This is a genomic window from Amycolatopsis sp. NBC_01286 (assembly GCF_035982555.1).
GTDB lineage: Bacteria > Actinomycetota > Actinomycetes > Mycobacteriales > Pseudonocardiaceae > Amycolatopsis.
Window position 1 is genome coordinate 5,748,215 of the sequence record NZ_CP108428.1, and the last position, 14,556, is coordinate 5,762,770.

The window sequence follows — 14,556 nt, forward strand, 5'->3', positions numbered from 1 at the left end:
TCCCGAAATGAGCCAGGCCACCGACGCCGCCACGCTCGAGAAGATCCTGGCGGCCGCCGCCGAAGCCGCCCGTCCGGCCGCCGAGGCCACCCCGGCCGAGCGCGGCCGCTGGCTGACCGCGGCCGCCGACGCGCTCGACGCCGCGGCCGGCGAACTGGTCCCGCTGGCCCACGCCGAGACGCACCTGCCCGCCACCCCGCGGCTGGCCGGCGAGCTGAAGCGCACGACGTTCCAGCTGCGGCTGTTCGCCGAGTCCCTCACCGACGGCGCGTACCTCGGTGCCACCGTCGACCACGCCGACGCCGGCTGGCCGATGGGCCCGCGCCCGGACATCCGGCGCGTCAAGACCGCGATCGGCCCGGTGCTGGTGTTCGCGGCCAGCAACTTCCCGTTCGCGTTCAGCGTCGCCGGCGGCGACACCGCGTCCGCGCTGGCCGCGGGCTGCCCGGTGATCCTCAAGGCGCACCCGGGTCACCCGGAGCTGTCCGCGCAGACCGGCCTGATCGTGCGCGAAGCGCTGCTCGAGGCGGGCGCCCCCGCCGGCCTGTTCAACGTCATCTTCGGCCAGGACGAGGGCGTCACCGCGCTGAAGGACCCGCGGATCGCGGCGGCGTCGTTCACCGGGTCGATCCCGGGCGGGCGGGCGCTGTTCGACATCGCCAACGCGCGGCCGCGGCCGATCCCGTTCTACGGCGAGCTGGGCAGCGTGAACCCGGTCGTCGTCACCGAGGGCGCGATCGCCGCCCGCGGCGAGGCCGTCGCGAAGGGTTACGCGGGGTCGTTCACCCTGGGCGCCGGCCAGTTCTGCACCAAGCCGGGCCTGCTGTTCCTGCCGGAGGAGCACGGCTTGACCGAGACGCTGCGCTCGGCGTTGGAAGGCGCGGCGCCCCAGCCGATGCTCAACGACCGCATCGCGAGCGGGTACGCCTCGACGCTCGCGAAGCTTCGCGAGGTCCCGGGGGTCGACGTCGTGTCGGCGTCGCCGTCCGAGGCGCCCGCGTTCACCCCGACGCTGCTCGCCACCACCGGCAAGCAGTTCCTCGAGGGCGGCGAGGCCGTGCACCAGGAGTGCTTCGGGCCGGCGTCGCTGATCGTCACCTACGCCGACCAGGCCGAGCTGCTGCGCCTGCTCGACGTCATCGAACCGGGGCTCACCGCCACGATCCACGGCGAGGAGTCCGACGCGGACTGGATCCGGCCGGTGCTGCCGGCCCTGGCCCGCATCGCCGGGCGGCTGCTGTGGAACGACTGGCCCACCGGCGTCACGGTGAGCTGGGCCCAGCAGCACGGCGGCCCGTACCCGGCCACGACCGCCCCGACCACGACGTCCGTCGGCACCGCCGCGATCGAGCGTTTCCTGCGCCCGATCGCGTGGCAGGGCTTCCCGGACGCGCTGCTGCCCGAACCCCTGCAGGAGGCCAACCCCTGGCAGCTGCCCCGACGCACCGACGGAACCCGCTGACCCCGTAACGCGGCACTTTCACGTGAAAGTGCCCACCTGGCCCCGGCACTTTCACGTGAAAGTGCCGGGGGCGCTCCACCCACGCCGCCGCACGACCGCATTTCCGTTCCCCATCCCCGCAAGCCAAGGATGTCTTGATCCTGGGAGGCATTGTCATGCCCGTGAACCGGAGAAACGCCCTGCGCGGCGGCGCCCTGGCGGCCGCTTCCACCGTGTTCCTCACCCGTCCGGCGTTCGCCTCGGCCGCTACCCCGGTGGCCGCGGCGAGTGGCGTTCCCGCCGCGACCGCGCCGATCGTCGCGGCCTACCGGCAGCTGCAGAGCGGCATCAACCGGCCCTCGCCCGAGCGCACCGCGGCGCTGGCCAATCTGAGCCGCGTCGCGAAGGCGTACCACGACAGCCTGTCCGTGGCGGGCGGTGGCGCTCCACTGTGGACGGACCTGCCGCTCGGCCCCGGCAGCGACTACACGACGTCGATGTACGCGCGGCTGCGCGCCATCGCCGTCGACTGGGGCACCCCGGGCGGCGCGCTGTCCGGCGACCCGGCTGTGCTCGCCCGGATCAAGGCGGCGCTGGAGCTGATCTACGCGAGCCAGTACAACCCGAATGTCGGCGAGATCGGCAACTGGTACACCTACGAGATCGGCGTCCCGTACTACGTCCTGCACACGCTGTCGGTGGTCGCCGACCAGCTGACCGCCGACGAGCTGGCCCGCTACGTCAGCCCGATCAAGCGGTTCGTGGGCAACCCGAACGTCCGCGCGAACAACACGGCGCTCGTCGAGACCGGCGCCAACCGCGCGGACAAGGGCCTGATCTCGATCGTCGCCGGCGCGCTGATCGGTGACACGGCGTGGATCAAGACCGGCATCGACGCGCTCACCGACGTCACGGGCGGGGGCGCGGCGAGCGTCGTCGCGCGGCTGGACCGCGCGGCGGGCGACGGCTTCCACGTCGACGGCTCGTTCATCCAGCACGACACCATCCCGTACCCCGGGCACTACGGCATCGTGCTGCTCACCGCGCTGGCCGGCGCCATCCACGTCACGCAGGGCACCGAGTACGCGCTCCCGCAGCCGTTGAAGGACAAGATCTACGCGCTGGTCGCGGACGCGTTCGCGCCGTTCGTCTACGCCGGCGCGCTGGTGGAGCCGGTGCGCGGGCGGATGCTGTCGCGCCAGGGGGAGACCGGGCACGACATCGGCCACCAGCTGACGGTCGCGACGCTGGTGCTGGCCCGCACCGCGTCGGGCAAGACCAAGACCGACCTCAACGCCCTCGCGGCGAAGTGGATCACCGAGGGCACGTACGCGCCGTTCCTCAAGATCCCGGACCCCGAGCGGTTCGCGCCGGGACCCGACCTCGTGGCGACGCCGGGCATCGAGTTCGCGCAGGACATGCTGGCGGCCCACGCCCGCCCGGCGCGGACGACGGCCACGCACCGGATCTTCGGTCAGCAGGACCGGATGGTGCACGTCACCGAGGACTGGACGGCGTCGCTGGGCGTCAGCTCGACGCGGATCTCCCGCTACGAGTCCATCAACGGCCAGAACCTCAAGGGCTACCACGTCGGCGACGGCGTGCTCTACACGTTCGTGCCGAACGCGAAGGGGCACTACACCGACGCGTACTGGCCGACGGTCGACCCGCTGCTGCTGCCGGGCACGACCGAGAACGCCGGCCCGGTCGACCCGGCGTTCGGCAACGTGCCGGTGGGCCCGAACCCGCACACCGGCGGCGTCCGCTGGGACGACAAGCACGGCGCCTACGCGTTCGACTTCAAGTCCTGGGACGGTTCCCTGACCGGCAAGAAGTCCTGGTTCTTCACACCGTCCGGGATCGTCTGCCTGGGTGCCGGGATCACCAGCACGTCGGCGGCCGCGGTGCGCACGACGATCGAGAACCGCAACCTCGGCGAGGGCGGGCGCGGGACGTTGACCGCGGACTTCCGGCGCGTCGCGACCGACCTCGGGAAGGCCTCCGCGCTGCGGCGGCCGAAGTGGGTGCACCTGGAGAACGTCAGCGGGTACGTGCTGCTCGACGACGCTTCCGTGACGGCGTTGCGGGAGGACCGCACCGGCGCGTGGCGCGACATCGACACCGGCGCCAACACCAAGGGCACGACGACGCCGAACACCCGCCGGTACCAGAAACTGGTGCTGGAGCACGGGATCAAGCCGGTGAACGCGACGTACGCGTACGCGGTGCTGCCCGGCGCGTCGGTCCTCGGCACGGTCGCCGCGGCCGGGGTGGTTTCGGGGTGGCAGGTGCGGGCCAACACCGCGACGGTCCAGGCGGTCCAGGTCGGCGACACCCTGCTGGCGAACTTCTTCGCGGCGGGTTCGGTCGGCGACGTCCGCGTCTCCGGGCCGGCGTCCGTGGCGATCGGGCGGTGCGGCTGGGGCAGGCAGCTCGCGGTGTCGGACCCGACGCAGACGCAGGACAGCGTCACGGTGACGGTGCGCGGGAAGTCCGTGGTGGTGCCGCTGAAGGGCAGCTTCGGCGCGACGAAGGTCGTGCCGCTGCCGTGACATGCGGGGCTTCGCCCCGGCCGGGGGCTCCGCCACCCGGACCCCCGAAAGCTGATGTAGGTCTCCCCGCCGGGCCGGTGTCCCGACCCGGCCCGGCGGGGTCCGCACCTCGGTTACGCTGGAATTCATGACCAGCGCGGAGCACGTGGACGTCCTGATCGTGGGCGCCGGCCTGTCCGGCGTCGGCGCGGCTTGCCGGCTCCAGGAACGGTTGCCGGGCAAGAGTTACGCCGTGCTCGAAGCGCGTGACACGATCGGCGGAACCTGGGACCTGTTCCGGTACCCGGGCATCCGCTCCGATTCGGACATGTTCACCCTCGGTTACCCGTTCCGGCCGTGGAAGGACGCGAAGGCGATCGCCGACGGGCCGTCGATCCTGAGCTACGTCCGCGAGACCGCGGCCGCGTACGGCATCGAACAGCACATCCGGTTCGGCCACCGGGTGGTGGGCGCTTCGTGGTCTTCCGACGAAGCCCGGTGGACCGTGTCGACCGCGCACGGCGCCACGTTCACCTGCCGGTTCCTGTACCTGTGCAGTGGTTACTACGACTACGCGGGCGGGCACGTCGTCGACTTCCCGGGCCGCGACGAGTTCGCGGGCGAGATCGTGCACCCGCAGCACTGGCCGGCCGAGCTGGACTACGACGGCAAGCAGGTCGTGGTGATCGGCAGCGGCGCGACGGCGGTGACGCTCGTCCCGGCGATGGCCCCGCGCGCGGCGCGCGTCACCATGCTGCAGCGGTCGCCGTCGTACATCGTGGCGCGCCCGGGGCGGGACGCGCTCGCCGACCGGATCCGCGCGCTGCTGCCGGAGAACCTCGCGCACCGGGTGGTGCGCGGCAAGAACGTCGTGATGGGCACGTTCTTCTTCCAGCTGATGCGGCGGCTGCCGGACTGGGCGTCGCGGACACTGCGCGACAGGGTGGCGGCGCAGCTGCCGGCGTCGATCCCGGTGGACCCGCACTTCGTGCCCGGCTACGCGCCGTGGGACCAGCGGCTGTGCCTGGTGCCGGACGCGGACCTGTTCCAGGCGCTGCGTTCGGGCAAGGCGGACATCGTGACCGACCGGATCGCGCGGTTCACTCCCGGCGGCGTGCTCTTGGACTCCGGCCGCGAGTTGCCCGCGGACGTCATCGTGACGGCGACCGGGCTCCGGCTGGTGGCGTTCGGCGGGATCACGCTGACCGTCGACGGCCGCGAGATCGAGCCGGGCGAGCAGCGGGCGTACAAGGGCATGATGTTCGGCGGCATCCCGAACCTGGCGTGGTGCGTGGGTTACACGAACAACTCGTGGACGCTGCGCGCGGACCTGACGTCCCAGTACGTCTGCCGCCTGCTGGAACACCTGGACCGCCGCGGGTTCGTGTCATGCACCCCGGACACGGCGGCGGCCTCGGGCGCGGGCCGCCCGCGCCCGATCGTCGACCTGGCGTCCGGGTACGTCAAAAGGGCCGCCGCCGACCTGCCGAAGCAGGGCGGCCGACGGCCCTGGATGATGCGCCAGAACTACCTGCTGGACTTCGCGGACATGCGTTTCAACCGCCTGGACGACGGCGTGATGCGCTTCGGCCGCGCGGACTCCCCGGCGCGCGCTTCCCGCTGAGGCCTTGCGGTTCGGGCAGCGGAGGCACTCCGGCAGACGGTTTTCGTGCTCACCTCGGCGACCCAGCCCAGGGCGCTACAGCCGAAGTGACGGCAGCAGACCGGGCCCCGGAACGTGTGGTTCCGAGGCCCGGTCGATGCGTTGCGTAACCCGCGGGTCAGCCCTGGCGGCCCTTGGCGCGCGGGTTGTCCTTGTTGATCACGAACACGCGCGTGCCGCGGCGGATCACCTGGGCTCCCGGCTGGCGGGCGAGCGAACGAAGCGAACTGCGAACCTTCATGGTGAGCCGTCCCTTCCTGGTCGGCGGTGCGGGCCCCGAATGCGTCCCACGGTGGCTTCAACAGCGGCCGGGGTGGGTTTAATCCCGCAACTCAGCTGTTCTCGCGGGACACCCAGGCCTGCAGGTCGTCGCCTCGGACGGCCGCGGCCATCAGTTCCGGGAACTGGTCCGGGGTGCAGGCGAACGCCGGGACGCCCAGCTCGGCCAGGGCCGCCGCGTTCTCGTGGTCGTACGACGGCGCGCCCGAGTCCGACAGGGCCAGCAGCGTCACCACCTGGACCCCCGAGCCGACCAGCTCGGCGACGCGCTGCAGCAGCTCGTCCTCGTCGCCGCCCTCGTAGAGGTCGCTGATCAGCACCAGCAGCGTCTGCTCGGGGCGCCCGACCAGGCCCTGGCAGTAGGCGATCGCGCGGTTGATGTCGGTGCCGCCGCCCAGCTGGGTGCCGAACAGCACGTCGACCGGGTCGGCGAGGTGCTCGGTGAGGTCCGCGACCTCGGTGTCGAACGCGACGAACGACGTCTTCAGCGCGCGCATCGACGCCAGCACCGCGCCGAACAGCCCGGAGTACACCACCGACTCCGCCATCGAGCCCGACTGGTCGACGGCCAGGATCACGTCACGCTGCACCGCCTGCTGCCGCCGGCCGAAGCCGATCAGCTTCTCCGGCACGATCGTGCGCAGCTCGGGAGAGTAGTGCTTGAGGTTCGCGTGGATCGTGCGCGCCCAGTTGATGTCGCCCGGACGCGGCCGGTGCGTGCGCGACGCCTTGTCGAGCGCGCCCTTGATCGCCGCGCGAGTGCGGTCGGCGAGCCGCCGCTCCAGCTCTTCGACGACCTTGCGGACGACCTCGCGCGCGGTCTCCTTGGTCTCCTCGGGCAGCACGCTGTTGAGCGAAAGCAGGGTGCCGACCAGGTGGACGTCCGGTTCGACCGCCGAGAGCAGCTCCTTCTCCAGTAGCATCCGGGTCAGCCCGAGCCGGTCGACGGCGTCGCGCTGCATCACCTGCACGACGGTGCTGGGGAAGTAGCGCCGGACGTCACCGAGCCAGCGCGCGACGCGCGGCGCCGACGCCCCGAGGTTCGCGCTCCGCGGCCCGCCGGCGGCGTCCTCGTCCGGCTTGTCGTAGAGGGCCGCCAGGGCCTTGTCCACCCCACTGTCCTCTTCGGACAGCTGGGCGTCGGCCAGGCCCGAGCCTTCGGCGCCTTCGCCGCCCAGCACCAGCCGCCAGCGGCGCAACCGGTCCGTGTCCACGCTCATGCTCCCACCCCCAGCAATGTCGCCATGACGGGCAGCACCCGCTCGGCCCGTTCCTCGTCCAGTTCGTCTGCCGTCGGCACGACGACCCGTGCGGCGCCGGTGAGCCCGGCCGCCCGCTGTCCGATCGCCCGCTTCTCGGGACTGCTGAACGCCCCGAAAGTCCGCCGCAGCAACGGAAGCACCTCGGTGAAGACGTCGGCCGGGATCGCCGCGAGCCAGGCGTCGATCACTCGCAGCAGGCCCTCGTCGTGCACCAGCAGCAGCGCCCCGCCGTCGAAGAAGCCTTCGACGTAGGCCGCGCCCGCCGACGGCGTGACGCCCGGCGTGAGCGCCCGGCCGAGCCGCAGCTCGATGTCGAGCGCGCCGAGCAGCCCGGCGTCGTGCAGGATCCGGGACAGCCGCCCGGACAGCAGCGGCGGCAGCGCCGGGCGTTCGGCCAGCCGGGCCAGCGCGGCCAGCCAGCGGTCCTTCGCCTCGTCGCCCAGCAACGCGGTCGCGTCGTGGACGCCGTCGATCAGCTTGCAGAACCGGGCCGCGGCGTCGTCGTCGATCCCGTGGGTCGCCGGCGGGAGCCCGGCGCAGACCCGCTCCAGCATCCGCAGGGCGACCGCGCGCAGCGCGCCGGTGTCGGTGCCGCGGACGTCGCCGTAGCGGGTCGCCCGGGCCAGCGCCGGCAGCGCGGACATCAGCCGCGCGACGTCCGAGTCGGCCGCGGCCCGCGCGTCCAGCGCCGCGAGCGCGTCGGGCAGCGCGTCGGCCAGGTCGGCGAGCAGGCAGTTCTCGACGGCGGTGGTGACCTCGTCGAGCGGCGGGGTGCCTTCGACGGTGTCGCGGACGGCAGACGCCGCCGCCGACGGCACGGTGGTGCCGTGCACGGCCGCCGCGACGAGGTCGACCTCGAACGACGGTTCCCAGCACAGCGCCCAGGTCTCCCGGAACGTGCCGCGGTTCCGCCGCGCCGACGCCTCCCGGCTGCCCCACTCGATGCCGAGCACGCGCAGCCGGTGCAGCAGCCGCGAGCGGTCCAGCCCGCCCGGGGTCCGCAGGTCGAGGTCGAGCTCCTTGACGATCGGGTCCTTCTTCAGCCGCAGGCGTTTCGCGGTCGCGGTCAGGTCCGCGGCCAGCGGCGGCTGCGGCACGCGGTCCGGCACCTCGCCGAGGCGTTCGCCGACCACGAGGCGCCGGGTGACCAGCCCGACCTGCACGTCGTCCCCGCCGCACAGCACCGACCGGGTGGCTTCGGTGACCTCCGCCAGCCCCGCCGACGACCGGCCGCGCAGCGCGGCCAGCGCCTCGGCCAGCCGGACCGCCTCGATGACGTGCGCGGTCGAGACCGGCAGGTCCTCTTCGCGCAGCACGGCCGCGACGCCCGTCAGCCAGCGCGTCGTGACGTCCTCGGCCGTGGTGAAGAGGTGGTGGTACCAGCCCGGTGACAGGACGCCCGCGCCGTAGCCGCTGGCCGTGGCGAGGCGCCCGTGCGTCCACGGCACCCAGGTGCACGCGACCTTCCGCTTCGGGAGTCCTTTGAGGACGGCCGCGTCGTGCGACGCCGGCGGCAGCGGGTCGGCCAGCGCGGGCACGTGCCACGCCCCGCACACGACGGCGATGTTCTCGAAGCCGTCCTTGCGCGTGCGGCGCAGCACCGAGCGCATGTGGGCCTCGCGCCGCGCTTCGTTGCCCTGCGGCGGCTCTTCGTCTTCGCGCAGCGCGGTCATCGCCTCGGCGATCACCTCGAACGGCGACGCGTCGTCCCGCCGTGACTCGACGACGTCGTCCCACCAGCGTTCGGGGTCGTCGTAGCCACCCGCGGCCGCCAGCCCGGCGAGCGGATCACCGTGGGGCGCGCCGAGGTCGTCCGGCCCGGCGGCGAACGTGTTCGCGGCCGGCAGGTCGCAGAACCGCACCGGGACGCCGGCTTCGCGGGCGTACGCAAGCGCTTGCCACTCGGGACTGAAGACCGCGAACGGCCAGAACGCCGCGCGCGAGACGTCGTCGGTCGCGTACGCCAGCAGCGCCACCGGGGGCGCCATCGCCGGGTCCTCGGTCAGTTCGACGAGCGCGTCGGCCTCCGGCGGCCCCTCGATCAGGACGACGTCCGGTGCGAGCTCCGCCAGCCGCGCCGCCACGGCCCGGGCCGAACCCGGGCCGTGGTGGCGGATGCCGAGCAGGTGCGTAGTGGTCACGAAATCTCCTGGCCGGCCCGGTAGAAGTCGGCCCAGCCGTCGCGCTCGCGGACGACCGTCTCCAGGTACTCCAGCCAGATCGCGCGGTCGGCGACCGGGTCCTTGACCACCGCGCCGTGGATGCCGGCCGCGACGTCGTGCGGGCGCAGGACGCCGTCGCCGAAGTGGGCCGCCAGGGCCAGGCCGCCGGTGAGCACGCTGATCGCCTCGGCGGTGGACAGCGTGCCGGACGGCGACTTCACCGCCGTGCGGCCGTCTTCGGTGCGGCCCGAGCGCAGCTCGCGGAACACCGTGACGACCCGGCGGATCTCGGCCAGCTCGGCGGCCTCCGCGGGCAGCTGCAGCGACGTGCCCAGCTCCCGGACCCGGCGGCTGACGATCTCGACCTCCGCCTCCGCGCTGTCCGGCAGCGGCAGGACCACGGTGTTGAACCGCCGCCGCAGCGCGCTCGACAGCTCGTTGACGCCCTTGTCGCGGTTGTTCGCCGTCGCGATCATGTTGAACCCGGGCCGCGCCTGCACCTCGTCACCCAGCTCCGGGATCGGGAGCGTCTTCTCGGACAGGATGGTGATCAGCGTGTCCTGGACGTCGGCCGGGATGCGCGTCAGCTCCTCGAGCCGGGCCAGCTTGCCGTCGCGCATCGCCCGCACCACCGGGCTTTCGACGAGGGCGGCCGCGCTCGGGCCCTCGGCGATCAGCCGGGCGTAGTTCCAGCCGTAGCGGATCGACTCTTCGGACGTGCCCGCCGTGCCCTGCACCAGCAGCGTCGAGTCGCCGCTGATCGCGGCGCACAGGTGCTCGGACACCCACGTCTTCGCCGTGCCGGGCACGCCGAGCAGCAGCAGCGCGCGGTCGGTGGCCAGGGTGGCGACGGCGACCTCGATCAGCCGCCGCGGGCCGACGTACTTGGGCGTGATCACGGTGCCGTCCGGCAGCGTGCCGCCGAGCAGGTACTCGACGACGGCCCACGGGGACAGCAGCCAGTTCGGCGGCTTGGCCCGCTCGTCGGCGGCGGCCAGGGCGGCGAGTTCGGCGGCGTGGTCCTGTTCGGCGTGCGGCCGGAGGACGGTGGCGGGGGCGGTCATGCGAGCTCCTCGTACATTTCGCGGCGGAAGTTCAACGTTTCGGTGAGCGCCCGGCGCCACGGCCCGGCGTCCATGGTCAGCCGGGTGGTGGCCAGCGGGTGGCGCAGGCAGCCGGGCGGGACCGCGCGGGCGATCACGACGGCGGCGTGCGAGACCAGGCGGTGGTCGTCCTGGCGGGCGATCCAGTCGAGCAGCGCGGTGCCGAGCTCGGCGGTCCACGGCCGGGGCAGCTCGTGCACCAGCCGGGCGAACGACTCGGTGGGCAGCCGCCCGACCAGGTGCGCGATGGTGGTGGCCTGGCTCGCCGGGCTCAGCACGCCGAGCAGCGGCGGGGTGGTGCGCCCGCCGGGGTCGGCGCCGATCAGGGCGTGCGCCCAGGTTTCGTCGCCCTGGCGCAAGGCCGCGGACGCCCAGGCGTCACGCAGGACGCCGGGCGGGCAGCCCTCGACGGTCATCCGCACCACCTCGGCCGGTGGCCCGAACTCCGTCCAGAACGACAGCGGCGCGGCGGCGATCAGCGTGCGCAGCCGGACGGTGCCCTCTTCCCGGCCGCGTTCGGTCCGGGGCAGCGAGATCTCGAGGATCCGGCCCCGGCGGCGGACGAGCGGGCGCAGCCGTTCGGCCATCCGGTGCCCGTGGCGCGTGTCCGGCAACCGGCCGAGCAGATCCGCGGCCTTCTCGCGGACGGCGGCCGCGCGGTCGGTGAGGGCGGCTTCGAGGAAGTCCTCGTCGGCGTCCCGGACGTGCCCGGCGAGCACCCCGAGGAAGTCGGCGCGGACGTCGCCGGGCTCGCTCTTCCACGACGTCGTCAGCGCCTCGCGGGCCGTGTCCGGATCGTCGGTCAGCCGCGCGGCCAGCCAGCGGCGGCGCTGGGCGAGGCTGCCGTACTGCCAGACGTCGCCGGACTCCTCGGCGGGCGCGGCGAGAAAGGCCCAGTCGGGGTTGCGCTGCCCGAGCCACGCACCGAGGGACCCGGCGACCGCGACGAGCGGCCCCCGCAGCCCGGTCTTGGTCCGCGCGGCTTCGGCCAGCAGGGGCAGGAACTCCGGCGGGACGCGGTAGGGCGTCCCGGCCAGGATGCCGAGCCACTCCTGGAGCAGGTCGGGGTGGCTCGCGGCCAGCAGCCGGGCGAGCCGTTCCCGCGCGAGAGCGGGCACGAACGGCCGCTCGTCGGGCGCGGCGGCGGGCAGCGGCTTGACGTCCCCGAGCACCCGCCGCCCGGCCCGCCGGTAGGTGGTCAGCACCGCGGCGGCGGCCAGGAGCTGTTCCGCGGGCTCGTCGCGTTCGGTGGCGAGCTCCCGGACCGCGGCGGGCTGGGTGCTCAGGTCGAGCGGGCGCCGGCGGGTGCCGAGGAGCGCGGTGCCGACGAGGTCGTCCCAGGCTTTCACGAGCGCACCTCCTTGGTCTGCGGGTGGGGGTTCGGTGGACCGGCGAGCGATCCCGGCACGGGTACGTATCGGGTCGGCTCGCGTGTTCGGGAAGCCGACACGTGTGTTGGAAGGGTCGGCACGCGTGATCGGAAGGTCGACTCGCGTGATCGGAAGGTCGACTCGCGTGATGGGGGAGTCGACACGCGTGATCGAAGGGTCGACTCGCGTGATTGGAGGGTCGACACGTGTGTCTGGAGGGTCGGTTCGCGTACCCAGGGGGTCGACTCGCGTGCCTGGAGGGTCGGCTCGCGTACCCAGGGGGTCGACTCGCGTGATTGGTGGGACGACACGCGTGATTGGTGGGACGACACGGGTGTCTGGAGGGGCGGCGCGGGGCTGGTTTGGGTCATAGCCGCACCGCTCGGTTCTCGTGCCAGCACGTCAGCGGGCGCAGGCCCGCTTGGCTCCATTCCGCCGCCACCGTCAGCGGGCCGCCCGCCGACAGCGCCAGCAGTGACCACGGGAACGCGTACGGCACCAGGGGGAGCGCCGTTCCGTCCTTTTCGGACAGACACCAGCCGCCGGCGTGTTCGGCCGGGGTCACCTCCGACAGCAGGACCGGCCAGCGTTCCAGCCACGGGTCCGCCGCCATCGCCCGGGCGTACGCCGCCAGCGCGCCGTCGATCGAGCCGCCCTCGGCCGACGGGGCCGGCAGCGGAATTCCCTTCTCCGCCACCAAGGCGCGCAGCGGCGCGGCACCCGGGTAGAACGCCAGCTCCGCCGCCAGCACGTGCCCGGGCGGCAGCGACGCGTCGAGCGGACGGCCCGGCGGCGCGAACGAGAGCACCAGCGCGTCGCGCCCCGTGAGCCGGCCGCGCAGCCAGGTGCGCCGGGTCAGCAGGCGGTCGTTCTCCTCGTCGGCCGCGCCGGTGATCAGCCACTCGTCCGAGACGCGCTCGCCGCTCTCCAGGACCCGCGCCGTCTCGACCGAGAACCCGAGCCGCGTCCGCACCGTTTCCGCCAGCTCCGGCGGCAGTCCGCTCAGCCGGCCCGCGGCGTCCGCGAGCAGGAACAACAGTGACAGCTCGGCCAGCAGCGCGTCCGGCCAGTCGCGGCGGCCGACGATCCCGGCCGCCCGCCGCAGGCCGCCGGCCAGGCCCGACGCCTGCGCGTCGACCATCCGGGCGGCGACCGTGCGCAGCTCCTCGGCACCGTTGCGGTCGAAGCCCGCGAACCCCGCGCCGACCCGGTCGGTCAGCCAGACCTTCAGCTCCGCGACACCGCCTTCGACGCGCGCCGCGCGACCTTCGGCCCGCTTCGCCGCGGCCTCTTCGTCCTTGGGGCCCGCGGCTTCCGCGCGTTGCTCCGCCTTCCGCGCCCGGTCCGCCCGCTCGGCGAGCCACGTGCTCACCCACTCCGGCGGCGCCTCCGCGGCGACCTGCCCGGCGGCCCACATCAGCAGCAGCCCGACCGCGTGCTTGCACGGGAACTTGCGGCTGGGGCAGGAACACCGGAACGCGGGCTCGGCCAATTCGACGCACGTCTGGTACGGCTTCTTGCCGCTGCCTTGGCAGAAGCCCCAGACCGCGTCCTCGTTCACGCCCGCGCCGGACCACTTCGCCGGTGTCGCGAGCGCCCGCCCGGCCTTCTCCGAAGCGGGATCCGGGGCGAGCCCGGCCACGCGTTCCGCGGTCCACGGCACCGCCGTCACCACCTGTCCCCCCACTGGTTTCCTTTGCTGTCCGGTCGGTTTCCCCGGGCGGGAGGCCCGGGGTGGCTTACCCGACGAAGCATGCCAGTACCCACCGACAATTTCCGTGAGCGCAGGTCAGTCCGGGTTCGGCGGGGTCGCGATCTATGCTGGGCCGCCCCGGAGGTGAGTGTGGACGCGCGGCAGCTCGAGTACTTCCTCGCCGTGGTCGACCACGGCGGGATGAGCCGGGCCGCGCACGCCCTCTACATCGCGCAACCCTCGCTCTCCCAAGCCGTCCGGGTCCTCGAACGCGACCTCGGCATCCGCCTGTTCGACCGCGTCGGCCGGCGGCTCGTGCTGACCCAGGCCGGGCACGCCCTGGTCGAACCCGCCCGGCAGATCGTCCGCGGGCTCGACGCCGCGCGGGCCGCCGTCGACTCGGTCGGCGGGCTCGAGGCGGGGCGGGTCGAGATCGCCGCCATGCCGTCGCAGGCGGTCGAGCCGCTCAGCGGGATGATCCGGCGGTTCACCGCGCGCCACCCCGGGCTGACGGTGGCCGTGCGCTCGGCGTTCACCCCGGACGACGTCCTCGGCATGGTCCGCGGCGGCGTCACCGAACTCGGCCTCGCCGCCGGTCCCGAGCCGCTCGAAGCCGCCGGGCTCACGGTCATCCCGTGCGGCCGGCAGCGGTTCGTGCTGGTCACCGGGCCGGACGCGCCCTTCCCGGAGGGCGAGCCGGTGCGGCGCGAGCAGCTCGACGGCCGGCGGCTCATCGTGGGCCAGCCGGGCACCGGCATGCGGCGGCTGGTCGACGACATCCGGGCGAGCGGCGTCGACGTCGTGCCGGTGGTGGAGACCGAGCACCGCGAGGCCATCCTGCCGCTGGTGCTGGGCGGGGTCGGGATGGCCGTGCTGGCCGACTCGTGGACGTCGCTCGCGGAGCGGGCCGGGGCGCGGGTGTTCGCGCTGGATCCGCCCGCCCACCTGCACGTCGCGCTGGTCGGCCGGGCGGCGCTGACGCCGACGGCGGCCGCGTTCGTGGCCGCGATCGATAGGCCGGGCCTATCGGACGGACCGTGATCCGGTCTTGG

General features: G+C 73.7%; 10 protein-coding genes. 4 read left to right on the top strand and 6 right to left on the bottom strand.

What is annotated here, in order from left to right; genetic code table 11:
- Positions 1 to 7: 7 nt before the first annotated feature.
- From OG570_RS27665 to OG570_RS27675, 3 genes are all read left to right on the top strand, one after another.
- Complete coding sequence (locus OG570_RS27665) at positions 8 to 1,462, top strand: aldehyde dehydrogenase (NADP(+)) (protein WP_326951122.1); 1,455 nt, start codon at positions 8 to 10, stop codon at positions 1,460 to 1,462.
- A 155-nt stretch (positions 1,463 to 1,617) separates the two neighbouring features.
- On the top strand, positions 1,618 to 3,993 hold the full coding sequence (locus tag OG570_RS27670; RefSeq protein WP_326952104.1) for a polysaccharide lyase 8 family protein: 2,376 nt from the start codon (positions 1,618 to 1,620) through the stop codon (positions 3,991 to 3,993).
- 127 nt (positions 3,994 to 4,120) lie between these two features.
- Positions 4,121 to 5,596 (top strand): flavin-containing monooxygenase, encoded by a 1,476-nt coding sequence (locus OG570_RS27675; protein ID WP_326952105.1) that lies wholly within the window; start codon positions 4,121 to 4,123, stop codon positions 5,594 to 5,596.
- Positions 5,597 to 5,753: 157 nt separating this feature from the next.
- Here the strand turns inward: OG570_RS27675 and OG570_RS27680 are convergent, their stop codons facing one another.
- From OG570_RS27680 to OG570_RS27705, 6 genes are all read right to left on the bottom strand, one after another.
- Positions 5,754 to 5,876 (bottom strand): ribosomal protein bL36, encoded by a 123-nt coding sequence (locus OG570_RS27680; RefSeq protein WP_247053887.1) that lies wholly within the window; start codon positions 5,874 to 5,876, stop codon positions 5,754 to 5,756.
- Positions 5,877 to 5,967: 91 nt separating this feature from the next.
- On the bottom strand, positions 5,968 to 7,134 hold the full coding sequence (locus tag OG570_RS27685) for a VWA domain-containing protein (RefSeq protein WP_326952106.1): 1,167 nt from the start codon (positions 7,132 to 7,134) through the stop codon (positions 5,968 to 5,970).
- Positions 7,131 to 9,317 (bottom strand): DUF5682 family protein, encoded by a 2,187-nt coding sequence (locus tag OG570_RS27690; protein WP_326952108.1) that lies wholly within the window; start codon positions 9,315 to 9,317, stop codon positions 7,131 to 7,133. The genes OG570_RS27685 and OG570_RS27690 overlap by 4 nt, the downstream gene beginning before the upstream one ends.
- Positions 9,314 to 10,402, bottom strand: a complete 1,089-nt coding sequence (locus OG570_RS27695) for an ATP-binding protein (protein WP_247053881.1) — start codon at positions 10,400 to 10,402, stop codon at positions 9,314 to 9,316. Before OG570_RS27695 ends, OG570_RS27690 begins: the two co-directional genes overlap by 4 nt.
- Positions 10,399 to 11,790, bottom strand: coding sequence for a DUF5691 domain-containing protein (locus tag OG570_RS27700; RefSeq protein ID WP_326952111.1), 1,392 nt, complete (start codon positions 11,788 to 11,790; stop codon positions 10,399 to 10,401). Before OG570_RS27700 ends, OG570_RS27695 begins: the two co-directional genes overlap by 4 nt.
- 388 nt (positions 11,791 to 12,178) lie before the next feature.
- Complete coding sequence (locus OG570_RS27705; RefSeq protein WP_326952112.1) at positions 12,179 to 13,498, bottom strand: SWIM zinc finger family protein; 1,320 nt, start codon at positions 13,496 to 13,498, stop codon at positions 12,179 to 12,181.
- 156 nt (positions 13,499 to 13,654) lie between these two features.
- On the opposite strand from OG570_RS27705, the gene OG570_RS27710 reads away from it, so the two are divergent.
- The gene (locus tag OG570_RS27710) at positions 13,655 to 14,545 is read left to right on the top strand and encodes a LysR family transcriptional regulator (RefSeq protein ID WP_326952113.1); all 891 of its coding nucleotides are present in this window, start codon (positions 13,655 to 13,657) and stop codon (positions 14,543 to 14,545) included.
- Positions 14,546 to 14,556: the final 11 nt, after the last annotated feature.

Excerpts from the sequence above, each read along its gene's own strand:
- OG570_RS27665 (WP_326951122.1), top strand. The coding sequence starts at position 8 with ATGAGCCAGGCCACCGACGCCGCCACGCTCGAGAAGATCCTGGCGGCC.
- OG570_RS27670 (WP_326952104.1), top strand. The coding sequence starts at position 1,618 with ATGCCCGTGAACCGGAGAAACGCCCTGCGCGGCGGCGCCCTGGCGGCC.
- OG570_RS27695 (WP_247053881.1), bottom strand. The coding sequence starts at position 10,402 with ATGACCGCCCCCGCCACCGTCCTCCGGCCGCACGCCGAACAGGACCAC.
- OG570_RS27685 (WP_326952106.1), bottom strand. The coding sequence starts at position 7,134 with ATGAGCGTGGACACGGACCGGTTGCGCCGCTGGCGGCTGGTGCTGGGC.
- OG570_RS27680 (WP_247053887.1), bottom strand. The coding sequence starts at position 5,876 with ATGAAGGTTCGCAGTTCGCTTCGTTCGCTCGCCCGCCAGCCGGGAGCC.
- OG570_RS27675 (WP_326952105.1), top strand. The coding sequence starts at position 4,121 with ATGACCAGCGCGGAGCACGTGGACGTCCTGATCGTGGGCGCCGGCCTG.